The sequence below is a fragment of the Oerskovia douganii genome (genome assembly GCF_015142735.1).
Classification (GTDB): Bacteria; Actinomycetota; Actinomycetes; order Actinomycetales; family Cellulomonadaceae; genus Oerskovia; species Oerskovia douganii.
In genome coordinates this window covers 60,577-83,965 of sequence record NZ_JACSPN010000010.1, presented here as the reverse complement: position 1 = coordinate 83,965, position 23,389 = coordinate 60,577, and the positions used below count along the sequence as shown (strand labels likewise).

Here is a 23,389-nt window from a genome sequence, read left to right as displayed (position 1 = left end):
CGCCGGCGCGGAGGGAGAACACCGTGGAGGACCGACGACTGGACCGTGAGCTGCGCCGGATGGCGATCATCGCGCGCCTCGAGGCCCTGAGGATCGTGGGCGGCGAACGCCTGCAGGTCGTGCAGCAGCGTCGGCTCGCCGTCTCGGTGCGTGCTCACGAGATGCGCCCGCGCCTGCCGTGACCCCGTGACCCCGTGACCCCGTGACCCCGTGACGTCAGGAGCTCAGCTCACGCGCGCGCAGCAGCACGGCGTCGAGCATCTCCGGCGTCAGGCGACCCGTGAACGTGTTCTGCTGGCTCACGTGGAAGCAGCCCAGCAGGGTCAGGCGGCGACCGTCGGGGTGGAGGACCCGCACCTCGACCCCGTGACCGAACGTCGGCCGGGGACGCGGCACCACCCACCCCTGGTCGTCGAGCGTCGCGAGCAGCGCCTGCCACCCGAAAGCGCCCAGCACCACGGCGACCCGTGGCCCGACGAGCTCGAGCTCGCGCCCCAGGTACGGTGCGCACGTCCGGCGCTCGGTCGGGGTCGGCTTGTTCGCGGGCGGGGCGCAGCGCACGGGAGCCGTGACGCGGATGCCGGTCAGCACGAGCCCGTCGTCGGCGCTCACCGACGTCGGCTGGTTCGCGAACCCCGTGCGGAACATCGACGCGAACAGGAAGTCGCCCGACCGGTCGCCCGTGAACATGCGCCCCGTGCGGTTCGCGCCGTGCGCGGCAGGCGCCAGCCCGACCACCAGGACCCCCGCCCGTTCGTCGCCGAACCCGGGCACGGGCCGCGCCCAGTAGGTGTCGTCGCGGAACGACGCCCGCTTCACGGTCGCGACCTCCTCGCGCCACGCGACCAGGCGTGGGCACGCCCGGCACGCCACGAGCACCTGGTCGAGGGCCGCGATGCTCCCGGCGGAGCGGACCTGGAGGGGGTACGTGCCGTCGTCGGGCCCGACGGCGCCGCCCGCCTCGCGAGGCGCGTCGCGTCGCGTGGGGCTCACCGGGCGCGAGCGGCCCGCGTCATGCCTGCGGGACGAGCTGCTGCAGGGCCCAGGTGTTGCCGTCGGGGTCCTCGAAGTACGTGAACCTGCCCCACGGCAGGTCCTCGACCGGCGGGGCGTCGATCCCGCGGTCGAGGAGGTGCCGGCGGGCCTCGTCGGCGTCGGGCACCACGATCTGCAGGCCGCGCTGCGCGCCCGCCGGCATGTCGGTCATGTTCACGTCGAGGACGATCGAGCAGGCCGAGCCCGGTGGGGTGAGCTGGACGAACCGCAGCTCCTCGTTGACGGGGATGTCGTGGTCGGCGTGGAAACCTACCTGGTCGACGTAGAACGCCTTGGCCCGGTCGATGTCCGACACGGGTACGGGGACGAGCTCGAGCTTCCAGTCCATGGTCGTCGCTCCTGCTGATCGGTCGTTGACCTGCGGTGCCCCGCGGGGGACGGGGCACCTCTCCACGGTACGAAGAGAAGCGGTCACCCGCTGGCCGGGACCGCGACCTTCGCGTCCGCCGGGACGTCGTCGGTCGCGGGGAGGCCGTGGACCGTCGTGTCGACCGGCGCGGCCCGCAGCGAGCGCGTCAGGCTCAGGAGCAGCAGGCCCGCGACCGAGATGACGCCGAACATGACCGCCGCCATGGTGATCGTGACGTCGCCCCCGATCAGGCCGGTCAGGGGCGCGATGCCCGCGCCCACCCCGAACTGCATGGCCCCGAGCAGGGCAGCGGCGCTGCCGGCCCGGTGCGCGTTGCGCTCGAGGGCGACGGCCGGGACCGAGGGCATGACGAACCCGGCCGTGCCGAGCGTCAGGACGATCAGGGCGACGAGGACGGGGAGCCCGGCACCGCTCAGGGTCGCGGCGAGCAGCGCGGCCGACAGGACCATGCCGACCGGCACGATCACGCGCAGGATCTGCTCGGGCGTGACGCGCCCCACGAGCGCTCCGTTGACCTGACTGCCGATCGTCACGGACACCGCGCCGGCGCCGAAGATGATGGCGTACTGCTGCGCGCTCAGGCCGAACTGCTCCTGGAACACGAACGTCGAGGCCGAGATGTACGTGAACATCGCGGCCATGTAGAAGCCGCCGAGCAGCGCGAGCCCGAAGAACGACCAGTCGCGCACGAGCGAGCCGTAGGAGCGCAGGGCGGCGACGGTCCCTCCCGTGCGTCGCATCGACGGCGGCAGGGACTCCTTGAGGCGGAGCGCCGCGAGGACGAGCAGCAGCACGCCGAACACCGCGAGGGCCACGAACATCAGACGCCACGAGCCCATGCGCAGGAACTGGGCGCCGATCGTCGGGGCCAGGATCGGGGCGACGCCCACGACGAGCATGAGGCGGGCGATGACCTTGCCGACCTGGAAGCCCTCGAAGTTGTCGCGCACGATCGCCATCGACAGGACCATGCCCGCCGCGGCCGTGAGGCCCTGGACGAACCGCAGCACGGTCAGCATCTCGATCGACTGGACGAACACGATCCCGACCGAGGCCAGGACGTAGAGCGAGAGCGCGGTCAGCAGCGGGAGCCGCCTCCCGATCGCGTCCGAGAGCGAACCGATGAGGAGCTGGCCGAGCGCGAGACCCGCGAGCGTCGCGGTCAGGGTCAGCTGGATGCGGGACTCGGTCGTGCCGAGGTCGGTGACGATCTGCGGGAAGGCCGAGAGGTACAGGTCGATCGTGAGCGGGCCGATCGCGGTGAGTGCCGACAGGAGCAGCACGAAGCCGACGGTGATCCGGGTGGCGCGCGGGGGCGCGGAGGGCGACGACGCTGGTGGTGGGGTGACCATGACTGCGGCAACCCCGACCACCAGGTCGTTGTTCCCGGACGCCGTACGGCATCCGAGGGGTGAGACGGGTCAGCCGCGGGCTCGCGCGTCGCGCCACGCGACCCACTGCTGCACGAGCGACAGGTCGTACTCGGGCCCGCTCACCCCGACCGTGAGGAGCGTCGCGCCGAGGCCCACGAGCTCGTCGCCGACCTCGGCGGGCGGGCGGTTGACCGCGACCGACCGCTCGACGAGCGAGGCGGTGTCCCGCCCGACGGCCGCGCCGTGCTCGTCGAGGATCGCGCTCTTGCGGGCGAGCGTCGGGGCGTCGCCGAACGAGTGCCACGCCGTCGCGTGCTCGGCGACGACGCGGAGCGTCTTGCGCTCGCCGCCGCCCCCGACGAGGATCGGGATCTCGCGGGTCGGCGCTGGGTTCGAGGCGGCCCAGCGGGCCTTGATGCGGGGGAGGGCGTCCGCCAGGTCCGCGATGCGGGAGCCCGCGGTGCCGAACTCGTAGCCGAACCGGTCGTAGTCCTTCTCGAACCAGCCCGCGCCGATCCCGAGGATCAGGCGCCCGCCCGAGATGTGGTCGACCGTCCGGGCCATGTCCGCCAGGAGGTCGGGGTTGCGGTAGCTGTTGCACGAGACGAGCGCCCCGATCTCGACGCGGCTCGTCTGCTCGGCCCACGCGCCGAGCATGGTCCAGCACTCGAAGTGCTTGCCGTCGGGGTCCCCCGTGAGCGGGAAGAAGTGGTCCCAGTTGAAGATGACGTCGACCCCGGCGTCCTCGGCGCGGGCGACCGCGTCCCGGATCTGCCGGTAGTCGGCGTGCTGGGGCTGGAGCTGGACACCGATGCGTACGGGGCGGGTCATGGGCTCACCCTAGGCGGGCGCCGACCCTGGTCGCCCGGTGATCTCCCCGGCCGGGGCCGCTACCCCGCAGGTCACGGATGCGCAACGCCCAGGCGGCGCCCAGCGCGGGCACCTACTGTGGGCGGATGAAGCGATGGTGGTGGGTGGTCGGCGGGGTCGTCGCCCTGGTGCTCGTGCTCGTGGTGGTCGACCGGGTCACGGTCCGCATCGCCGAGGGGACCGCGGTGCGGTCCATGGAGCAGGGGGACGTCGAGCTGACGGACGCGAACCTCGACATCCTGGGCTTCCCGTTCCTGACGCAGGTCGCGGCGGGCGAGCTGGGGCACGTCACGGGGTCGGCGGCCACGGCGACGTTCGGCGGGTACACCGTGACGGACCTGCGCCTCGACGCCCGTGACGTCGGGACGAGCGACCCGTACGTCGTGCAGTCCGGGACGGCGACAGGTCTGCTCGCGCCGTCGTCGCTCGACGCGGTCGTGAGCGAGGCGGTCGGCGAACCGGTCGCGTTCAGCACCGACGGGGACCTGCTCGTCGCGAGCATGGAGGTCCTGGGCGTGCCCCTCTCGGCGAAGCTCACGCCGCGCGTGGACGGGAACACGATCGCCGTCGACGTCTCCGCGCTCACGCTCGGCCCGGCGACCGTCACCGTCTCCGACCTGCCGCCCTCGATCGCGCGCCTCGTGACCAACCTGACCGTCCCGCTCGACCTCCCCGAGGGCGTGACGCTGACCTCGGTCGGCGTCACCGACGGCGCGATCCGGGTCGAGCTGGCCGGGAAGGACGTCGCGCTCGCGGACCTCGCGGTGTCGTGAGCCCGGCGGGCGGCGTGACCGGGCCCGGGGCGCCCGACGCGGCGACGGTCGTCGCGACCCGCCTGGCCGCGCACCGCCTGCGGGGCGACGGCCTGCCGGGCGTGCGCGACGTCGTCGGGCACCTGGGGGCCGTCCAGTCGCAGGAGTTCCACCCGTCGCTGTGGGGGCTCGCGCAGCGGACGGACGGCACGCCGTCCGCGGCGTCCGTGCGGGACGCGTTCTCCGCGGGGGACGTCCTGCGCACGCACGTCCTGCGCCCCACGTGGCACCACGTCCTGCCCGACGACGCCCGCTGGCTCCTGCGCCTCACCGCTCCCCGGGTGCACCGCCTCAACCGTCCGTACTACCCGGACCTGGGGGGCCCGGCGCAGGACGCCGCGGCGTCCGACGTCCTCGCGGGGGCCGTCGTCGACGGGAACCACCGCACGCGTGCCGAGCTCGCTGCGCTGCTCGCGGAGCGCGGCCTGCCGTCGACCGGCCTCGCGTTCACGTACGTGCTGATGCGGGCCGAGCTCGACGGGGTCCTGATCAGCGGTGCGCTGCGCGGCAGGCAGCAGACGTACGCGGCGTTCGACGAGCGCGTGCCGGCCGGGTACGGGCCCCTGGGCACGACGTACGACGACGACGCGGCCCTGGTCGAGCTGCTGCGCCGCTACCTGCGCAGCCGGGGTCTCGCGACGGTCAAGGACTTCGCGGGCTGGTCGGGGCTCACGCTCACGCGCACGCGCGAGGGGCTGGCGCTGCTCGGCACCGAGGTAGAGCAGGCCGCGGGCACGGGGGACGCCGAGGGGTTGACGTTCTGGCGGCTCGTCGACGGACCACCGATCACGGCGCCCGACGGCCGTGTTGTCCAGGTCGACCTGCTCCAGGGGTACGACGAGTGCTTCGTCTCCTACAAGGACAGCCGCGACCTGGCGCGCGACCCGTTCTCGGCCGAGGCCCCCGCGGTGCTCCCGCTGCGCCTGCCCGGTGCGGAGGAGTCGCCCTTCCTGCACGTGATCGCGGTCGACGGCCGGGTCGTCGGGCGCTGGCGCCACGCCCTCACGGCGCGGACGCTGCGCCTCGACACCCAGATCTTCCGGCCGCTGACCGCCGCCGAGCAGCGCGGGTTCGACGAGCAGGCGCGCCGGCTCGCGGCCCACTGGGGCGTGGAGCACGAGCCGTCCTGACGCCACGGCGCCGAACCCGAGGTTCGTCGGGCAACCAGGGTGAGCTGCCTGACGAACCTCGGGTTCGGCACCGCGGGGCTACGCGTACGCGCCGGCCTGCAGGCCGAACAGCTCGGCGTACAGGTCGCCACGCGCCATGAGCGTCGCGTGGTCGCCGTGCTCGCGGACCTTCCCGGCGTCGAGGACCACGATCTGGTCCGCGTCGCGCACGGTCGAGAACCGGTGCGACACGAAGCACGTGATCGCGCCCCCGGCCCGCCCGGCCTCGTCGGCCGTCGCGACGAACCGCTCGAACAGCGCGTGCTCGGCCGCCGCGTCCAGGGCCGCGGCGGGCTCGTCGAGGACGAGCAGCAACGGGTCGCGGCGCAGCAGAGTGCGCGCGAGCCCGAGGGTCTGCCACTGGCCGCCCGACAGCTCGACGCCGTTCCCGTACCCGTGCCCCAGGAGCTGGTCGAGGCCGCCCGACTGCTTCTCGACGATGCTCCGGGCGCGGGCCCGGTCGAGCGCGCCCCACAGGTCCTCGTCGACGTCGAGCGACTCGAGCCGCCCCACGCCCACGTTCTCGCGGATCGTGAGCTCGAACCGCGCGAAGTCCTGGAACAGGGTCGCGGTCCGCGCCTGCCACTCGGCGTCGTCGACGTCCCGCAGGTCGACGCCGTCGACCAGGATCCGTCCCGACGTCGGCCGGTACAGCCCGCACAGCAGCTTGACGAGGGTGCTCTTGCCCGCGCCGTTGTCGCCCACGACCGCGAGCGTCGACCCCGCGGGCACGTCCAGGCTCACGCCGTCGAGGATCACGCGGTCCGTGTCCGGGTACGTGAACGTCACGTCCTCGAACCGGATGCCACGCGTGAGCCGCACGGGCACACCGCTCGCCGGGGCAGCGCCCGGGGAACCGGCCGCGGGGGCCGCGACCGTGCCCGACGACGCCGTCACCAGGGCGCCGTCCACCGGGGCGCCGGGCGCACCCGGGGGCGTGGCGCCGTCGGGCACCTCGCCGGTCGCCGGGACGGCCTCGGACGCGTCCGCGGACGACGACCGCGCGGGACGGGCGACCGCCACGCGCAGCTCCTCGACGTGCGAGACCGTGCGCCCCACGCCCTGCAGCGTGCCCAGCAGCGCGAGCGCCCCCGAGACCTGCACGCTGACCTGGACCGCGAGCGTGATGACCAGGACGACCTGACCCACGTTCGCCGACCCCGTCACGGCCTGGCGCACGACCAGGAACACCGCGACGCCGTACGCGCACGCGAACCACGCCTGCCCGGCCGCACGCAGCAGCGCGCTGCGACGGTGCACCGACCAGAGGCGGGCCGTCGTCGCCGACCACGCCGCACGCTGCCGTGCGATGAGCGGGGCCTGCGCGTTGAACAGGCGCACCTCCTTGGCCGAGCTGCCCGTGGTCGCGAGCGAGACGAGGTGCGTCGAGAGCTGGATCTCGTGCGCCGACTCGTCCCGCGCGGCGTCGAGCAGCTTCTGCGCCCGGTTGTTGACGAGCACGGGCGGGACCGCCGCGAGCGGCAGGAGCAGCAGCCACGGCTCGACCATCGCGAGGATGACCGTCGTGATGGTGACCTGGAGCAGCAGCCCCGAGAGCTGGAGCGTCGCCTCGAGCGCCGACCGCACGCGCTGCAGCCCCTCGGTGACCAGGGTCAGGAGCTCGGCGAACCGCGGTCGGTCGAACTGGTCGATCTGCGGGTTGGAGTGCGCGAGCGTCGCGACCTCGTCGGTCAGCTCGAGCTGCTGCAGGTCCGCGAGCTCGAAGTAGTACAGGTGCGCGAAGTGCCCCATCATGAGCTCGAAGATCAGGAGCGTCGCGATGACCGCGCCCAGCGTGACCGCCAGGCTGGTCTGCTGGTCCAGGGCGGCGTTGGTCAGGGCTCCCAGCGCGACGCCGACGAGCGGCGCGGCGAGGTAGCCGATGGTCATGAGCACCGCGGCCGTCAGCAGGCGGCGCCTGTCGGTGCGGTAGCCCAGGACGAGGAAGAAGCGCGCGGCGCTCCACAGCGTCTTCACGAGGCGTTCTCCTTCTGCGCGGCGGGGACGGGCTCCGCGGCGTCGGCCGCGGGATCGGGTTCGCCCTGGGGCGCGGCGTGCGGACCGGGCACGGCGCCCACGGCGGCCGTGTCGCGGAAGCGCTGCGCCTGGAGCTCGAACAGGTCGGCGTACCGGCCCCCGAGCGCCACGAGCTCGACGTGGTCGCCGCACTCGATCACGCGACCGTGCTCGATCACCGCGATCCGGTCCGCGTGGCGGACGGTCGAGAAGCGGTGCGAGATGACCACGCTCGTGATGTTCTCCGTGGTCGCGAGGAACCGGTCGAAGAACTCGGCCTCGGCGCGCACGTCGAGCTGCGCCGTCGGCTCGTCGAGCACCAGGACGGACGAGCCGCCCCGGATCGCGAGGAGCGCCCGGGCGAGCGCGACCCGCTGCCACTGACCGCCCGACAGGTCGCGCCCGCCGGGGTAGCGGCGGGACAGCGTGGTGTCGAGACCCTGCGGCAGGCCGCTCAGCACGTCGAGCGCCCCGGCCTTGCGGGCCGCGGCCTCGATGGCCTCACGGTCGTCGAGCAGCGCGGGCGCGCCCAGGCCGATGTTCTCGGCGGCCGAGAGCTCGTAGCGCACGTAGTCCTGGAAGATCAGCGCGAGCTGACGCTGCCAGTCCTGCGTGTCGAGCTCGCGCAGGTCGACGCCGTCGACCAGGATCCTGCCCTCGGTCGGCTCGTAGAGCCGGGCCAGGAGCTTGACGAGCGTGGTCTTGCCCGCGCCGTTGAGGCCCACGATCGCCGTGGACTGCCCGGCGCCGAGCTCGAGGTCGAGGCCGTCGAGCACCCACGGGGTGTCGTCGGAGTAGCGGAAGCGCACGCCCTCGAAGCGGATGCCCTGCTCAGGTCGCCGCACGGGGACGGGGGCGGCGGACCGCACGGGCCGGGCCGACGCGATCTGCCGCTCGAACGTGCGCAGGGCGTGGTACGAGTGCAGACCGAACTGGGTCTGCACGTCGGCCTCGGGGAAGTACACGCCGAACCGCATGGGGATGAGCACGGCCTGGAGCGCGACGCCCAGCTCGAACAGGTTCAGGCGGCCCGACGCCGCGGCGTCGGCGACGAGCACGAGGACGACCGCGCCACCCACGAGGCCCACGCCGGACAGGCCGATCATGGGCCAGAACTGGAGCTTGCGGCTCCCGGCCCACGCGGGCTCGTAGGCCGCCATCGTGTCGGAGCGCAGGCGTGCACGGACCCAGGGGAGCAGACCCAGGAGGCGGATCTCCTTGGCGGCGCGCGAGCCCGTGGCGAGGTCCCGCAGGTAGAAGACCTTGCGACGCGACCCTGCCAGCGAGTCCCACATGTCCGCGAACTTCCCGAGCGTCCCGCGGACCCCGAACCGGATCGCGAGCGCGGTCGCACCGATCACGATGCCTGCGAGCGGCGACACCACGATGCCCACGAGCACGACCGCGCCGACGAGCTGGACGTAGCGCGCCAGGAGCGACAGCAGTGCCGCGGCCGCGTCGCCCGGCGGGCGGGCCTGGCGTGCGAAGGCGGCGCGCGCCTCGGCCAGCAGGTCGAGGGCCTCGGGCTGCTGGAGCGCGTCGAGCGGGGCGTCGTGCAGCGCGGCCGTCATGAGCCGGTCGATGCAGTGCTCGTCGACGCGGCGCGCGATGACCTCGGTCACGCCCGCCTGGAACGGGGCGAGGACCTGCTGGACGACGAACACGCCGACGGCGAGGCCGAGGGCGGTCAGCAGGTCCGACCAGCCCGCCTGTCCGCTGCCGCCGTCGGCCCCGGGGGAGGCCGCGACCTGCGGGACGAGGTACAGGACGTAGCCCACCAGGACGATGAACGCGAGCGGCAGCAGCCCCAGCAGGACGTTGAGCAGCGCGGCCGCGGCGACGAGCGGCCTGCCCGCCTGCGGCAGGAGCTGCGCGAGGTCGGTCCAGCGCGAGGCGCGGGCCGCGAGCACGGCCCGGAGGGCGGACGTGCGGCGGGGGCCGGCCGTGGGCGGGTGCACGGGTGGGTCGTCGGTCATCGGGTTCCTCCGGTGGGTGGGACGGGACGGTCGGTGGGCGCCTCGTACCGCGGCGGACGGCGCGGCGGGCGGCAGGGCAGCCCGACGGCGCCGCTCACGTCGAGGGGGCGGGCGCGGCTGCGGGTGGGGTGGGGCGGGCGCTGAGCGGCGCTGGTCGGCTCCGGTGAGCCTGCCGAGCGAGCACTGCGCGCCCCGTCATCCGGGGAGGTCCGTCCGGGGGTGGGAGGGCGACGGGACCCGACGGTGGCACAGGGGTGTTCGTGGCACGGGCGGCTCCCTCCGGATCGGTGCGGCCGCCGCCGGTGGCGGCCGTCTGTCGGTGCGCGCCGACAGTAGCGCAACCGATAGGTAAGGGGCGCTCTCTTTTTACAGGATGGCTGTCCGGGGGCGGTCCGGAGGGGGCGAGCGACGCCGTCGGGGTCCCTGCCGGGCCCCGGGGGACGCCGGTGCCGGGGCCCGTCCGGTGTCGAACCGAAACCCCTCCGTGACGCGGGCGAGACGTATGCGCCCTAGAGTGACGCGCCACGACGTACCCACCCGATCGGAGCCCTCATGCGCAAGATGCCTCTCCTCGTCGCCGTCACGGCCGCGGCGACCCTGGCCCTCACGGCCTGCACCGACGCCTCGCAGCCCTCCGACTCCCCGTCGACCGGGACCTCCGCGGAGACCGCGACGGAAGCACCCTTCGACCTCACGTCGGTGCAGAAGGACGACGCCGCAGCAGCGCTGCTGCCGGCGGACGTCGCGAGCGCCGGACAGCTCGTCGTCGCGTCGAACACCGAGTACGCGCCGGCCGAGTTCATCGCGTCGGACGGCTCCACGCCCGTCGGCTACGACATCGACATCATCTCGGCCGTCGGTGCCGTCCTGGGGCTCGAGGTCGTGATCGAGTCGGCCGACTTCCCGGGCATCATCCCGGCCCTGGGCTCCAAGTACGACGTCGGGATCTCGTCGTTCACGATCACGGCCGAGCGCATGGCCGAGGCCAACATGATCAGCTACTTCAACGCGGGCGAGGCGTTCTCCGTCCAGAAGGGCAACCCCAAGGACGTCGACCCGGCGAACATCTGCGGCCTGACCGTCGCGGTCCAGACGGGCACGGTCGAGGAGGAGGGCGCGGCCGAGATCAGCACGACGTGCGAGGAGGACGGCGAGCAGCCGCTCCAGATCCTGCGCTACGACAACCAGGCGGACGCCACCACCAACCTCGTGGGCGGCAAGGCCGACATCATGTACGCGGACTCGCCCATCGTGTCGTACGCGGTCGAGCAGACCAAGGGAGAGATCGAGCAGATCGGCGAGGTGTTCGACTCGGCTCCCCAGGGCATCGTGACCGCGAAGGCCGACACCGAGCTCGCGGCCGCGATCCAGGCCGCGCTCACGGTCCTCATGGAGGACGGCACGTTCACCGACATCCTGGCCTCGTGGGGCAACGCGGACGGTGCTCTGGACGAGGCCGTGGTCAACCCGCCGGTGTCCTGAGCCGTTCCTCGGGTGCACCGAGCCCGAGGTCGGTCAGGCGGCTGTGCCCAGCTCCCTGACCGACCTCGTGCGCGGGTGACCGGACCTCGGTGCGGGGCCCGGACGGACCCGGTGGGAGGCGCCGTTTTGCCAGTCCGGGCGCCCGCGCGGGAAACTGGGTGGGCAACGGTGCGGCGCCGCTCCGTGCTGCCCGCGTTGCGCGGCGTGTGACCCACCCCCCTGAGGTCGGCGCCGGAGCTCACCACCATGAAACGAGAGACCCCCATGCGCAGGCTGCCCGTCCTCACCGCCCTCACCGCCCTCGCCGCGACGTTCGCGCTCACGGCGTGCACCGACGCCTCGACCGGCTCGGGCACCTCGCCCACCGACGGCGGCTCGGCCGCGGCGTCGTTCGACCCGTCGAGCATCGCCAAGGACGACGCGATCGCCGCGATGCTCCCCGCCGACGTCGTCGAGGCCGGCACCCTGACGGTGGGCACCAACGCGACGTACGCCCCGGCCGAGTTCATCGGCGAGGACGGCAAGACGATCGTGGGCTACGACGTCGACCTGGCGAAGGCCGTCGGAGCGGTGCTCGGCCTCGACGTCGAGGTGTCCAACGCCGACTTCTCCGCGATCATCCCGGCGATCGGCTCGAAGTACGACATCGGCGTCTCGGGCTTCACCATCACCCCGGAGCGCCTGGCCGAGGTCAACATGGTCAGCTACTTCCGCGCGGGCGAGGCGTACGCCGTGGCCGCGGGCAACCCCAAGGACGTCGACCCCTCCGACGTGTGCGGCCTGAGCATCGCGGTCCAGACGGGGACGGTCGAGGACGACGCGCTCGACGAGCTGATGGCGGAGTGCGAGGCGGCCGGCAAGCCCGAGATCACGCCGCTGCGCTACGCGAGCCAGGCCGACGTCACGACCAACCTGGTGGGTGGCAAGGCCGACGTCATGTACGCGGACTCGCAGGTCGTGGCGTACGCCGTGACCCAGACCGACGGCCAGATCGAGCAGCTCGGCGACATCTTCGCCGACTCGCTGCACGGCATCGCGATCGCCAAGGACGACACCGCGCTCGCGCAGGCCGTGCAGGCCGCGGTGCAGAAGCTCATCGACGACAGCGACTACACGACGATCCTCGACGCCTGGGGCAACACCTCGGGCGCGGTCACCACGGCCGAGCTCAACCCCGTGGTCTCCTGAGCTGATCCCCTGACAGAACAGAGGTAGCCATGGCCCAGCCGCCCAGCACCCCGACCCCCGACGGTTCCCCGAGCCGTGGCTCCACGAGCCACGGCACGGCGACCGTGCCCGCCGACCGGATACCGGACCGCATCCACGCGGTCCCGGTGCCCCGGCCGGGGCGCTGGGCGGCGGCCGTGGTCCTCCTGGTCCTCGCGGCCATGGCCGTGCACGGCCTGGTCACGAACGACAAGTTCCGGTGGGACGTCGTCTGGCTCTACCTGCGGGACGTGCAGATCATGCGCGGCGTGGGCTGGACCCTGATCCTGACGTTCTCCTCGATGGCCATCGCGGTCGTGCTCGCGGTGATCCTGGCGGTCATGCGCCGCTCGGACAACCCGGTCATGCGCGCGACGAGCTGGTTCTACATCTGGTTCTTCCGGGGCACCCCCATCTACACGCAGCTCGTGTTCTGGGGTCTCATCTCGGTGCTGTACCCGAAGCTCAGCCTGGGCATCCCGTTCGGGCCGGAGTGGTTCGTGTTCGACACCGCGGACCTCTTCACGGCCGCGCGCGCCGCGATCCTGGGCCTGGCGCTCAACGAGGCCGCGTACCTCGCGGAGATCGTCCGCGCAGGCCTGGGCTCGGTGGACCCGGGCCAGGCCGAGGCTGCGAAGGCCCTGGGCATGAAGGACGGCAAGATCCTGCGGCGCATCATCCTGCCGCAGGCCATGCGCGTGATCGTCCCCCCGACGGGCAACGAGACCATCTCGATGCTCAAGACCACGTCGCTGGTCCTCGCGGTGCCGTTCAGCCTCGACCTGACGTTCGCGTCGAGCGCGATCGCGAACCGCATCTTCCTCCCGATCCCGCTCCTCATGGTCGCGGCGATCTGGTACCTGCTGATCACGAGCATCCTCATGGTCGGCCAGCACTACATCGAGCAGTACTACGGGCGCGGTTTCGGCTCGTCGACGGGGTCGTCGCGTCGTCGCAAGCCGGGCAAGGGCCCCAAGAAGCCGAGCAAGCAGGAGGCGATAGCGGCGTCGGGCACGACCGCGAACGCCGACCCCTTCCTGGAGGTGACCCCGTGACCGCGGACGCTCTCGACCGCCCCTCCGGCGCAGCGGCCGCCGCCGCGGCAGCAGGCCCGACGGCGTCGCGCGCCGACGCGGACGCCGCACCCATGGTGGAGATCGTCGGGGTGCACAAGATGTTCGGCGACCTGCACGTCCTCAAGGGCGTGGACCTGGAGGTGCCGCGCGGCTCGGTGTGCGTCGTGCTGGGGCCGTCCGGATCGGGCAAGTCCACGCTGCTGCGCTGCATCAACGAGCTCGAGGACCTCACGGCCGGCCGCATCTACGTCGACGGCGACCTGATCGGGTACCGCGAGGTCGAGAAGAACGGGACCAAGCGCCTGCACCGGCTGCACCCCAAGGTCATCGCGGAGCAGCGCTCACGCATCGGCATGGTGTTCCAGCGCTTCAACCTGTTCCCCCACATGACGGCGCTCCAGAACGTCATGGAGGCCCCGGTCCAGGTGCGGGGGCTCTCCCGCGCGAAGGCCAAGGAGCGGGCCGAGGAGCTGCTCGCCCGCGTCGGCCTGGCGGACCGCATGGACCACTACCCGGCGCAGCTCTCGGGCGGTCAGCAGCAGCGTGTCGCGATCGCGCGCGCTCTCGCGATGGACCCCGAGCTCATGCTGTTCGACGAGCCGACGTCCGCGCTCGACCCCGAGCTCGTGGGCGAGGTCCTCGCGGTCATGCGCGACCTCGCGGAGAGCGGCATGACGATGATCGTCGTGACCCACGAGATCGGCTTCGCGCGCGAGGTCGGCGACCACGTGGTGTTCATGGACGACGGCGCGATCGTCGAGCAGGGCGACCCCCGCGAGGTCCTGACGAACCCGCGCGAGGAGCGCACCCGGGAGTTCCTGGCGCACGTGCTGTAGGCGCGACGGTGGACGCGGTCGCAGCGGCGACCGAGGAGTGAGCAGCGGCCCCTGGACCGGAAGGTCCCGGGGCCGCTGCCGTCTCCCGGGGCGGCTGCCGTCTCCCGGGGCCGCTGCCGTCTCCTGGGGCCGCTGCCGTCTCCCGGGGCGGCGGCGACGCCCGGCGCGTGGATGTGCGTAGCGCCAGGGCGCCTCACCATCGACGGCCGATGCGCGGCGGCGGCCACCACCGTTCGCGTCGGGATGCATGATGACGGCTACTCTTGGGCGCTCGTGCCCGATTCGAGCCGGAGCGTCCTCGCACCATGATCTCTACCCTCCTGGTCCAGTACCCGTGGTTCTCCCCGGCGGTCCTCGCTCTGCTTCTGATCACCGGCCCCCTCGCAGGAGCGTGGCTCTACGGGCGTCCACGCATCACCTGGGCGCTGTTCTGGATCTCGCTCGTGCCGACCCTGCTGCTCGCGCTCGTCCCAACCAGCCGTGAGGTCGTCGAAAGGTGCACCGTCGGGTGGACTCTGCCGACGTTCGGCCGCGTCGAGCTCATGGCCAACGTGATCCTCTTCGTGCCGCCCGTCCTGCTCGCCGCGATCGCGAGCCGCCGCCCGCTGGTCGCGTTCCTCGGTGGCGTCGCGGGTTCCGCCGCAGTTGAGCTCGTGCAGGCGCTGACTCCCGCACTCGGTCGCTCGTGCGACACGAACGACTGGCTCACCAACTCGATCGGTGCCGCGATCGGTGCTCTCCTCGCCGGTGCCGCGATCTGGGCCGCACACCGTCGGCCAGCACGGATGGCCGAATCAGCTGACCAGCCAGCCCTCCCCTGATCCCGGCCCCGACGCGGACGTCGGGGTTCGAGGGTGCGACGGGTGTCGAGCGAGTCTTCAGCTGTCGTGCGGCGCGGTGGTGTCGAGGTCGAGGATCGCCTGGAGCTGGTCGGCGCGGGGGAGGGCGGCTTGTTCTGCGGGTGGGAGGTTGTCGTAGGTGTAGTTCGCGACGGCCAGCGGTGCGCTGGCGCCGGCGAGGGCGTAGCGGACGATGGCTTCGTTGCGGCCGGCGACGAGCAGGATCCCGACGGTGGGGGAGTGGCGGTCGGGTTTGCGGAGACGGTCGTCGACGAGGGCGACGTAGGTGCCGAGCTGGCCGACGTGCGCGGGCTCGAACTGGCCGATCTTGAGCTCGACGACGACGTAGCGCAGCTGCTCGACGTGAAACAGCAGCAGGTCGACGATGAGCTCGTCGCCGTCGACGGTGAACCGGACCTGGCGGCCGACGAACGCCATGCCGTGCCCGAACTCCAGCAGCGTCTCCTGGAGCTTGTCCATGAGGCCCTGCTCGACGTCGCGTTCGTGGACGCGGCCGCTGAGGCCCAGGTGGTCGAAGACGTAGGGGTCACGGACCAGCTGCTGCGCGAGCTCGGAGTCGGTCGGCACGAGGAGCTCAGGGAAGTTCGAGGGAGCGGCGCCGATGCGCTGGTGGACCTTCGAGGCGATCTGGTTCTCCAGGACGGCGCGGGACCAGCCGTGTCCGGCCGCCTGGGCTGCGTACCAGTCCCGCTCGGTCGCGTCGTCGAGGCGGGAGAGCAGGACGGTCACGTGGCCCCAGGGCAGTTGTGCAACAGCCTGTTGCACGAATGCCTCTCCGTCAGGCCAGGCCTGGGCGACCGAGCGCATGTAGAGCAGGTTCCGCCGGGACCAGCCCCGCTGGTCCGGGAACTCCGCCCGCAGGTCCGCCGCGAGCCGGTCGACGACCTTCGTGCCCCAGCCCGCGGCCTCCTGGCGGTCCAGGATGTCCCTGCCGATCGACCAGTACAGGCGCAACAGCTCGGTGTTCGCCGACCGGGCCGCGCGCACCCGGCTCGCCCGTACCCGCTCCTTGAGCCGTGACAGCAGCTCGCCGTACCCGTCCGGACCGACCTCGTACGCGCTCACCACGCCATCTTCACAGGTCGCAACGACCTCGAGCCGATCACCATCGACCCCGGCCCCACGATCACCGACCCCGACGAGCGGATCGACGATCCGCCCTCCTCAGGGACCACCGTCAGGAGTACGTCACCACCATGACAAGAACACCGCCAGAACGACCTGGACGCGGCCGCCGACCGGCCGCGGAGGTCCGGAGAGGAATCCTCGCCGTGACCGCCGACATCCTCCTCACCGACGGCGTCGCTGGCGTGACGTTCGACAAGATCGCAGCAGCCGCACCGGCGAGCAAGGCGACGCTCTACAAGTGGTGGCCCTCTCCAGGAGCCCTCGCCGCAGAGGCGTACTTCACCCACGTCGAAGAACAGCTTCAGTTCGACGACACCGGCAACATCGAGCACGACCTACGCACCCAGCTCCACGCCCACGTCGCCCTCCTGAACCGACCCGACGTGGGGCCCGTGATCGCCAAGCTCATCGGCGCAGCCCAGAGTGACACAGAGCTCGCTGAGGCCTGGTCGCGCAACTACTCCACCATCCGACGACGCACTGCGGTCGAACGCCTCCAACGGGCCAAGGAGCAGGGACAGATCCACCCCGACGTCGACGTCCAGGTCGTCGTCGACCAGCTCTGGGGAGCCTGCTACCACCGCCTCCTCATTCCCGACGAACCCCTCTCGATCGAGTTCGCCGACTCCCTGATCAACAACATGAGCCGAGGCATCCTGGTCCAGGCCTAGCCTCTCGCTCACCGCGCGAGACCTCGTGGCAAGCATGCGGCGATGTCATCAGTTCCGATACTGATGTCGGAGTTTTGCTGGTGACTTGCCACGCGTGCAGCACTGTCGACCGCCGCACACGCCGCCGCCGGCATCGCGGCCGTCAGCGCTCGCAGGCCACCCCGTTGCCGTCTCGGTCGAGCATCGGGTTGAACCCGTCGTCGCCCTGCTTGAGCGGCGCCTTGCCGTCGCGCTTCGCGGCCTCGCACGTCAGGTAGATCCCGTTGACCTTGCCCGACTCCCAGCTGCCGTCGTCCTGGTTGTCGTTGGACTCCTTCTCGCTCTCCTCGAGCTTCTTCTCGCGCTCGTCGAGGGCCTTGTCCCGGTCGGCGAGCTCGGTCTCCTTGGTCGTGACCGCGGCCTCCCGGGCCGCGACGGCCTCGGTCGTCTCGGCGATACCGGCGAGCTGGGCCTCCAGGTCGGCCCGTTCGGCGTCGAGCTTGGTCCGCTCGGCGGCCGTCTGCTCGGTCGTGAGCGCGGCGGCTGCGGTGGCGTCCCCCGCCTCCGACTGCGCCTTGAGGGTCACGCCCAGGCCGAGCATGAGCCCGACGGCGATGCCGCCCACGCCCACGCCGACGGGAAGGAGCCAACGCATGTACCGGCGTTCCTCGCGGGGCTCGTCGTCGCCGGAGAAGATCGCGAGCGGGCCGTGCGCCGAGGTGCCGGAGGGCGCAGGGGCGGGTGCGGCGACCGGAGCCGGGAGCGGGACCGCGGGTCGGGACGGCGCGGGCGGGGCTGCTCCCGCACCGCCGCCGGGCGCCCCCGCGCCGACGACCGGCAGGATCATGGTCGAGGACGGGGAGTCGGTCAGGGCGCCGCCGCTGCCGCCGCTGCTGCCGACGTCGCGCAGGGAACGGCGCGTGGGCGCGGACGGAGGGCCCGTGGGGGAGGGAGGCGTGGGTGCTCCACCGGGGGTCAGCGGCACCACCGCGGTCGGGAAGTGGACGGGGATGCCGCCACCGGGCGTCTCGCGCGACCAGGCCTCGGCGCCCGACGTCGGCGGTGCGGGAGCGGGTGCGGGCGGCGGTGCCGGGGCTGCCTCGACCCAGAAGACCCAGCCCGTGGGGGCGGCCGGCCAGGCCGGATCCGGGTGCCATTCGGACGAAGGGGAGAAACCGGGAGGTACCAACCAGCCGGGCGGCGGGTTGAAATGTACGGCCATGGGAGATCTCCTTCGACAGTTCCTGCGCGCTCACTATGCTGCAGAACCGCCCGGATGTGCCAATTCCGGCGTGCTGGCCCCGGGTGCTGCGGCGGGGACGGCGGCCGTCGGGCGGTGGCTCCGGTCCGCGTGTCGGCGGCGCCCGGTAGAAAGGAACCGGGTCGGGCGAGCGTCACGACCTCGACAGGCCGTGGTCGGCGTCGGCCGGCCGTGGACCGCCGCGGGAAGTACGAGGAGTCACCGTGTTCCTGATGGACCAGCAGGACCCGTCCGCCGAGCCCCTGCTCGTGTTCTCGGCGAGCGACCTGGTCGCGGCCAGCGAGTGCGAGTACCGCCTGCTGCGCACGCTCGACGAGAAGGTGGGGCGTGCCGCGCACCCCGCGCTCGACGTCGACGACATGCTCGAGCGCACCGCGACCCTCGGCGACGTGCACGAGCAGCAGGTCCTCGAGGGCCTCGTGGAGCTCGTGGGCCGGGACGGCGTCCGGGAGATCCCGGTGCCGCGCTCGATGCGCCGCGAGCACCTCGAGGCGGCCCACGCCGCGACGCTCGACGCCCTGCGGGACGGTGTCGACGTCGTCTACCAGGGGTCGTTCTTCGACGGTCGCTTCCACGGGCGCGCGGACTTCCTGATCCGTACGGACAGCCGGGCGGCCCAGGTCTCCCCGTACGCGGGCGGCCCGACGGCGTCGGGCACCGCGGGCGTGCCCGGCACCGGCGGCGCGGAGTACGCCGTGCACGACGCCAAGCTCGCGCGCCGTGCGAAGGTCCCCGCCCTGCTCCAGCTCGCGGCCTACGCCGACCAGCTCCTCGCCGCCGGCGTCCGCACCTCGCCCACGCTCCACCTGATCCTCGGGACCCGGGCCGTGACCGACCACCGGCTCGCGGACGTCCTGCCCGTCTTCCGCGAGCGGCGCACCGAGCTGCTGCGCCTCCTGGACACGCACCGCGCGGGCGGCGAACCCGTCCGCTGGGACGCCCCCGGCCTGCGGCAGTGCGGCACGTGCGCCTACTGCGCGCAGCAGGTCACCGAGCACGACGACGTGCTGCGGGTCGCGGGCCTGCGCAGCACCCAGCGGGTCCGGCTCCGCGCCGCCGGGATCACGACCATGACGCAGCTCGCGTCCGCGACCACCCCGCCCCCGGGGCTCGCGGCACGCACGTTCGAGACGCTGCGCGTCCAGGCGAGGCTCCAGGCCTGCCTGGTCGACGTGCCGGGCGACGGGGGAGGGGTGCCCGACGTCGGACCCGGCCCCAGCGGGTCGGTCACGTGGAGCACGCCGGGGGCCGAGGACGTGGAGGGCACGGGGGTGGCAGCCCGGCCCGAGCAGCACACGCTGTCCTACGTCGTCGTGGACCCGGCCCCGCTGCGCGACCTGCCGCGCCCCGACCCCGGGGACGTCTTCTTCGACTTCGAGGGCGACCCGCTGTGGTCCGTCACGGACCCCGCCACGCGCGACATCACGTGGAACATCGACTACCTGTTCGGGCTCGTCGAGCGGCCGGGCAGCCCTGACGAGAAGCCCCCGTTCCGGGCGTTCTGGGCGCACGACCTGGAGCAGGAGAAGCAGGCCCTGATCGACTTCGTCGACTACCTGGCCAAGCGCCGCGCCCAGTACCCGGGGCTGCACGTCTACCACTACGCGTCGTACGAGAAGACGCACCTGCTGTCGATCGCGGCCCGCCACGGCGTGTACGAGCAGGAGGTCGACGACCTCCTGCGGCAGGGCGTCCTCGTGGACCTCTACGCGACCGTGCGGCACTCGCTCAAGGTGTCGGCGCCGTCGTACTCGATCAAGAAGCTCGAGCCGCTCTACATGGGCGACCAGCTCCGCGGCGGCGACGTCACGGACGCGGCGGCGTCCGTCGTGGCGTACGCGACGTACTGCGCGGCGCGCGACGCGGGACGCACCGAGGAGGCCGAGCACCTGCTGCGCGGCATCGCGGACTACAACGAGTACGACTGCCTCTCGACGCTGCGCCTGCACGAGTTCCTGCTGGGGCTCGCGGGACGCTCGGCCCCCGCGACGAGCGACGTGACCGGCTCCCCGGCTCCCCCGGCGGGCACGGGCTGGGAGGACGACCTGCCTCCCGCCCTCGAGCTCTCCGACGCGGAGGTCGCCCGTCGCGCCAAGCGCGCGGAGGCCGAGCAGGTCGAGCTCGACGTACGGGCTCTCGCGGGTGGCGTCGACGGCCGCTCGGGCGAGGGGCGGACCGACGACGAGGAGGCCGTCGCCCTGCTCGGCGCCGGCGTCGGGTACTACTGGCGCGAGGCCAAGCCGTTCTGGCAGGAGTACTTCGCGCGGCTCAAGGACCCCGTCGACCAGTGGCAGACCCCGCGCGCGTACTTCCTCGTGGAGCGCGCCGAGGTGATCGAGGACTGGGCGAGGGCCACACCGCGCAGCAACCCGTCACGCCGCCTGCGCCTGTACGGCGAGCTGCCCGACGGCTCGGAGCTCAAGGCCGGGTACGACGGCGCCACGGCCCTCTTCGAGGGACCGGCACCCGACGGGATCGAGCCCGCGCACGGAGCCGTCCGCTGGTCCACCGGGAGCGTGCGGGTCCACGGCGTCGAGCGCGGACGCCTCGGCACCGGCCGTGAGGTCGACGTGCTCGACGTGCGGATGCCCGTGCCCAAGGGCGTCGCACCGCACGACGCGCTGCCCATGGCGCTCACGGTGGGGCAGGTGCTGCCCACTCCCCAGCAGGAGGCGTCGGTCCGGGCGCTCGCGGCCACCGTGCAGGCCCTCAACCCCGCCGGGTCGCGGTCGCCCCTGGTGCTCCCGGACCACCCCGCGCTCGACCTGCTGCGCCGGCGCCCGCCGCGCACGGTGTCCGGCGCCCCGCTCCCGACGCTGGGCGACGGCCCCGAGCGCTACATCGACGCCGTGACCGACGCCGTGCGTGACCTCGACGGCTCCTACCTGGGCGTCCAGGGCCCCCCGGGCACGGGCAAGACGCACCTCGCCTCGAAGGTCGTCGGGCGGCTCGTCGCGGAGGGGTGGCGCGTGGGCGTCGTCGCGCAGTCGCACGACGTCGTGGAGAACGTCCTCGCGGGTGTCATCGCCAAGGGCGGCGTGCCCGCGGACCGCGTGGGCAAGAAGGCGTCGGGCCCCAAGGGGCGGGACGTGTCGGCCGTCGGCCGCGAGGCGGGCGCAGGCCTGCCCGACGACGTCGCGGCCGCGGCCCTGCCCGACGGCTCACGGCTCGTCCCCTGGCGGCTCGTGGACTCCGCGCAGACCGCGGCCTTCGTCGCCGAGGGGCCTTGCGTCGTCGGCGGGACGGCCTGGGACCTCGCGCACGCCGAGCGCTTCGGGGACGGCGAGCTCGACCTGCTCGTGATCGACGAGGCCGGTCAGTTCTCGCTCGCCAACACGATCGCCGTCTCGCGCGCCGCGCAGCGGCTCCTTCTGCTGGGCGACCCGCAGCAGCTCCCGCAGGTCTCGCAGGGCCAGCACCCCGAGCCCGTGGACCAGTCGGCGCTCGGGTGGCTGACCCGCGCGGGCGGCGGGCACGACGTGCTGCCGCCCGAGTTCGGGTACTTCCTGGCCCGCTCGTGGCGCATGCATCCTGCGCTGTGCGACGCCGTGTCGGACCTCGCGTACGAGGGCCTGCTGCACGCGGAGGCCGCGGCCGGGGAGCGGCTGCTCGTGGGGGTCGAACCCGGCGTGCACGTCGTCGAGGTCGAGCACGCGGGCAACGCGGTCTCCTCGGTCGAGGAGGCGCAGGAGATCGTGCGCCAGGTCAAGGCGCTGCTCGGGACGGCGTGGTACCCGCACGGACCGGCGGCCGGGGGGTCCCGGCCGCTCGGCCCGGAGGACTTCGTGGTCGTGGCCCCCTACAACGCGCAGGTGTGGACCGTGCGGCACGCGCTCCAGGCCGCGGGGCTCGGCGACGTGCGCGTGGGCACGGTCGACAAGTTCCAGGGCAAGGAGGCGCCCGTCGCGATCGTCTCCATGACGGCCTCGGCGCGCGAGGACGTGCCGCGCGGCATGGAGTTCCTGCTCTCGCGCAACCGCGTCAACGTCGCGGTCTCGCGCGGTCAGTGGTGTGCCGTCGTGGTCCGCTCGCCCCGGCTCACCGACTACCTGCCGAACCACCCCGCGGAGCTCGCCGAGCTGGGCGCGTTCATCGGGCTGTGCGGCGCGGGGACTCGTTCGCCGCTCCGCTGATCGCACCGCTGAGTGCGGAGCAGCTGTCGTCACATCGGCCGTCTGGCGACAACTACTCCGCACTCAGGCGATCGGTCTCGAGGGGCCGGCTGGCGAGGTCGGTCCACCTGCTGGGTCCCGTGAGGGAGAGGGTGCGCACCCGAGGCCCCGGATGCAGGCGGTCGTCGGCGGCATAGCGCGCGGTGAGCTCGTCCTCCGCCTCCCGGTCGCCCTGGTCGGCACGGGCGAGCAGGGCCGCGATCTCGTCGACCAGCGTGAGGTCGGCGCCCTCGAGCGTGTCGTCCGTGCTCATCGCCCCCCACGTGTCCCACAGCAGCAGCTCGTCCCCCTGACGGTGGGCCAGCTCGAACAGGACGTAGTCGTGGACGAACCAGTCGCCGCGGACCGGCAGCCCGGGGTCGAGCCCGAACAGGTCCGCGTCCGCCAGCCCCGCACGGAGCGCGAGCCACGCGGTGGCCGCGGGCACGAAGGGCAGTGTCAGGTCCTCGCCGGTCACCCCCTTCTCGAGCGGGAGGTCGAGCGGGTCGAACGAGAAGGCCGGGTCACCAGCGGTGAGCTCGGGGTCCCAGCGCACCCAGCGGCCGTCTGCCCAGTGCTCGACGACGACGTGGTCGTGGTGGAAGCCGGGCGTGAAGTACGCCGCGAACCCCACACGGGTCCTGGCCGGGATGCCGTGCTCGCGCAGCACCCCGACCGCGAGCAGCGCGTGGTCCCGGCAGCAGCCTCCCACCCGGTCGCAGATTGCACGAGGCACGGCGAGAGGGGTCCCGTGCCGGGAGTGGTCGAGGTCGAGGATCGTCGCGAGCCACCGGCTGTCGACGTCCGTGGCACGCTCGGCCGGCATCACGGCGGCCTCCGCGCGATAGTGCGCGATCACGTTGCGTGCCACCTGCCCCAGGGCGTCCGGGTCGGTGGGCACCGCCCGCAGGAGCCGGGCATGCTCCCCGGGTGAGGAGTACGGCGAGTGGGTCGCCCAACGGGCGACCGACCGAGGGACGGCGGTGGTGCCGCTCGGCGCGAGGCGGCTGGACGGGTCGTTCATCGGATCCTCCGAGGTCGCGGTCACGAGCGGCGCGCGGCAGGGCACCAGTGTCGACCGTGGCGCGCGGCAGGGC

The 23,389-nt window shown here is 73.0% G+C and carries 19 protein-coding genes; 10 read left to right on the top strand and 9 right to left on the bottom strand.

Annotated features, from left to right (window positions below; all coding sequences use genetic code 11):
* The first annotated feature begins 23 nt into the window (after window positions 1–23).
* Window positions 24–182 carry a hypothetical protein gene (locus H9623_RS09545; RefSeq protein WP_193719823.1) on the top strand — a complete coding sequence of 53 codons (159 nt, stop codon included), beginning with the start codon at window positions 24–26 and terminating at the stop codon, window positions 180–182.
* Window positions 183–216: 34 nt separating this feature from the next.
* On the opposite strand, the gene H9623_RS09540 is transcribed toward H9623_RS09545, so the two are convergent.
* The 4 genes from H9623_RS09540 to H9623_RS09525 form a co-directional block, all read right to left on the bottom strand.
* The gene (locus tag H9623_RS09540) at window positions 217–993 is read right to left on the bottom strand and encodes a uracil-DNA glycosylase (protein ID WP_193719822.1); all 777 of its coding nucleotides are present in this window, start codon (window positions 991–993) and stop codon (window positions 217–219) included.
* A gap of 19 nt (window positions 994–1,012) precedes the next feature.
* The gene (locus tag H9623_RS09535; protein WP_193719821.1) at window positions 1,013–1,384 is read right to left on the bottom strand and encodes a VOC family protein; all 372 of its coding nucleotides are present in this window, start codon (window positions 1,382–1,384) and stop codon (window positions 1,013–1,015) included.
* 83 nt (window positions 1,385–1,467) lie between these two features.
* Window positions 1,468–2,709 carry a multidrug effflux MFS transporter gene (locus H9623_RS09530; RefSeq protein ID WP_321575369.1) on the bottom strand — a complete coding sequence of 414 codons (1,242 nt, stop codon included), beginning with the start codon at window positions 2,707–2,709 and terminating at the stop codon, window positions 1,468–1,470.
* A gap of 138 nt (window positions 2,710–2,847) precedes the next feature.
* The gene (locus H9623_RS09525) at window positions 2,848–3,630 is read right to left on the bottom strand and encodes an LLM class F420-dependent oxidoreductase (protein ID WP_193719820.1); all 783 of its coding nucleotides are present in this window, start codon (window positions 3,628–3,630) and stop codon (window positions 2,848–2,850) included.
* A gap of 125 nt (window positions 3,631–3,755) precedes the next feature.
* Here H9623_RS09525 and H9623_RS09520 point away from each other — a divergent pair, with 125 nt between their 5' ends.
* Both H9623_RS09520 and H9623_RS09515 read left to right on the top strand, forming a co-directional pair.
* Window positions 3,756–4,442 (top strand): LmeA family phospholipid-binding protein, encoded by a 687-nt coding sequence (locus H9623_RS09520; protein WP_193719819.1) that lies wholly within the window; start codon window positions 3,756–3,758, stop codon window positions 4,440–4,442.
* Window positions 4,439–5,611: a winged helix DNA-binding domain-containing protein gene (locus H9623_RS09515; RefSeq protein ID WP_193719818.1), complete on the top strand. Its 1,173-nt coding sequence runs from the start codon at window positions 4,439–4,441 to the stop codon at window positions 5,609–5,611. The genes H9623_RS09520 and H9623_RS09515 overlap by 4 nt, the downstream gene beginning before the upstream one ends.
* Window positions 5,612–5,689: 78 nt before the next feature.
* Here the strand turns inward: H9623_RS09515 and H9623_RS09510 are convergent, their stop codons facing one another.
* Together H9623_RS09510 and H9623_RS09505 are read right to left on the bottom strand one after the other, a co-directional pair.
* Window positions 5,690–7,627, bottom strand: coding sequence for an ABC transporter ATP-binding protein (locus H9623_RS09510; protein ID WP_321575368.1), 1,938 nt, complete (start codon window positions 7,625–7,627; stop codon window positions 5,690–5,692).
* Window positions 7,624–9,642, bottom strand: a complete 2,019-nt coding sequence (locus H9623_RS09505; RefSeq protein ID WP_193719817.1) for an ABC transporter ATP-binding protein — start codon at window positions 9,640–9,642, stop codon at window positions 7,624–7,626. The genes H9623_RS09510 and H9623_RS09505 overlap by 4 nt, the downstream gene beginning before the upstream one ends.
* A 552-nt stretch (window positions 9,643–10,194) precedes the next feature.
* On the opposite strand from H9623_RS09505, the gene H9623_RS09500 reads away from it, so the two are divergent.
* The 5 genes from H9623_RS09500 (at window position 10,195) to H9623_RS09480 (ending at window position 15,063) form a co-directional block, all read left to right on the top strand.
* A complete protein-coding gene (locus H9623_RS09500) occupies window positions 10,195–11,124 on the top strand; it encodes an ABC transporter substrate-binding protein (protein WP_193719816.1) in 930 nt (309 codons plus the stop codon).
* A gap of 264 nt (window positions 11,125–11,388) precedes the next feature.
* The gene (locus H9623_RS09495) at window positions 11,389–12,312 is read left to right on the top strand and encodes an ABC transporter substrate-binding protein (RefSeq protein WP_193719815.1); all 924 of its coding nucleotides are present in this window, start codon (window positions 11,389–11,391) and stop codon (window positions 12,310–12,312) included.
* Window positions 12,313–12,341: 29 nt separating this feature from the next.
* Window positions 12,342–13,385 (top strand): amino acid ABC transporter permease, encoded by a 1,044-nt coding sequence (locus tag H9623_RS09490; RefSeq protein WP_193719814.1) that lies wholly within the window; start codon window positions 12,342–12,344, stop codon window positions 13,383–13,385.
* Between the two features lie 92 nt (window positions 13,386–13,477).
* Entirely contained in the window at window positions 13,478–14,242 is a 765-nt protein-coding gene (locus H9623_RS09485; RefSeq protein ID WP_193719859.1) for an amino acid ABC transporter ATP-binding protein, read from the top strand.
* A 305-nt stretch (window positions 14,243–14,547) separates the two neighbouring features.
* Entirely contained in the window at window positions 14,548–15,063 is a 516-nt protein-coding gene (locus H9623_RS09480) for a VanZ family protein (RefSeq protein ID WP_193719813.1), read from the top strand.
* A 57-nt stretch (window positions 15,064–15,120) separates the two neighbouring features.
* Here H9623_RS09480 and H9623_RS09475 read toward each other — a convergent pair whose 3' ends face one another.
* Window positions 15,121–16,170: a PDDEXK nuclease domain-containing protein gene (locus H9623_RS09475; RefSeq protein WP_407671888.1), complete on the bottom strand. Its 1,050-nt coding sequence runs from the start codon at window positions 16,168–16,170 to the stop codon at window positions 15,121–15,123.
* A gap of 203 nt (window positions 16,171–16,373) precedes the next feature.
* On the opposite strand from H9623_RS09475, the gene H9623_RS09470 reads away from it, so the two are divergent.
* Entirely contained in the window at window positions 16,374–16,901 is a 528-nt protein-coding gene (locus tag H9623_RS09470; protein WP_321575367.1) for a TetR-like C-terminal domain-containing protein, read from the top strand.
* A gap of 142 nt (window positions 16,902–17,043) precedes the next feature.
* Here the strand turns inward: H9623_RS09470 and H9623_RS09465 are convergent, their stop codons facing one another.
* On the bottom strand, window positions 17,044–18,102 hold the full coding sequence (locus H9623_RS09465) for an excalibur calcium-binding domain-containing protein (protein WP_193719810.1): 1,059 nt from the start codon (window positions 18,100–18,102) through the stop codon (window positions 17,044–17,046).
* Between the two features lie 251 nt (window positions 18,103–18,353).
* Between H9623_RS09465 and H9623_RS09460 the strand changes: the two genes are divergently transcribed.
* Window positions 18,354–22,274, top strand: coding sequence for a TM0106 family RecB-like putative nuclease (locus tag H9623_RS09460; protein ID WP_193719809.1), 3,921 nt, complete (start codon window positions 18,354–18,356; stop codon window positions 22,272–22,274).
* 52 nt (window positions 22,275–22,326) lie between these two features.
* Here the strand turns inward: H9623_RS09460 and H9623_RS09455 are convergent, their stop codons facing one another.
* Window positions 22,327–23,316, bottom strand: coding sequence for a transglutaminase-like domain-containing protein (locus H9623_RS09455; RefSeq protein ID WP_193719808.1), 990 nt, complete (start codon window positions 23,314–23,316; stop codon window positions 22,327–22,329).
* Between the last annotated feature and the right edge of the window lie 73 nt (window positions 23,317–23,389).

Excerpts from the sequence above, each read along its gene's own strand:
- H9623_RS09505 (WP_193719817.1), bottom strand. The coding sequence starts at position 9,642 with ATGACCGACGACCCACCCGTGCACCCGCCCACGGCCGGCCCCCGCCGC.
- H9623_RS09490 (WP_193719814.1), top strand. The coding sequence starts at position 12,342 with ATGGCCCAGCCGCCCAGCACCCCGACCCCCGACGGTTCCCCGAGCCGT.
- H9623_RS09500 (WP_193719816.1), top strand. The coding sequence starts at position 10,195 with ATGCGCAAGATGCCTCTCCTCGTCGCCGTCACGGCCGCGGCGACCCTG.
- H9623_RS09465 (WP_193719810.1), bottom strand. The coding sequence starts at position 18,102 with ATGGCCGTACATTTCAACCCGCCGCCCGGCTGGTTGGTACCTCCCGGT.
- H9623_RS09525 (WP_193719820.1), bottom strand. The coding sequence starts at position 3,630 with ATGACCCGCCCCGTACGCATCGGTGTCCAGCTCCAGCCCCAGCACGCC.
- H9623_RS09460 (WP_193719809.1), top strand. The coding sequence starts at position 18,354 with ATGGACCAGCAGGACCCGTCCGCCGAGCCCCTGCTCGTGTTCTCGGCG.
- H9623_RS09535 (WP_193719821.1), bottom strand. The coding sequence starts at position 1,384 with ATGGACTGGAAGCTCGAGCTCGTCCCCGTACCCGTGTCGGACATCGAC.
- H9623_RS09520 (WP_193719819.1), top strand. The coding sequence starts at position 3,756 with ATGAAGCGATGGTGGTGGGTGGTCGGCGGGGTCGTCGCCCTGGTGCTC.
- H9623_RS09495 (WP_193719815.1), top strand. The coding sequence starts at position 11,389 with ATGCGCAGGCTGCCCGTCCTCACCGCCCTCACCGCCCTCGCCGCGACG.
- H9623_RS09480 (WP_193719813.1), top strand. The coding sequence starts at position 14,548 with ATGATCTCTACCCTCCTGGTCCAGTACCCGTGGTTCTCCCCGGCGGTC.
- H9623_RS09455 (WP_193719808.1), bottom strand. The coding sequence starts at position 23,316 with ATGAACGACCCGTCCAGCCGCCTCGCGCCGAGCGGCACCACCGCCGTC.
- H9623_RS09485 (WP_193719859.1), top strand. The coding sequence starts at position 13,478 with ATGGTGGAGATCGTCGGGGTGCACAAGATGTTCGGCGACCTGCACGTC.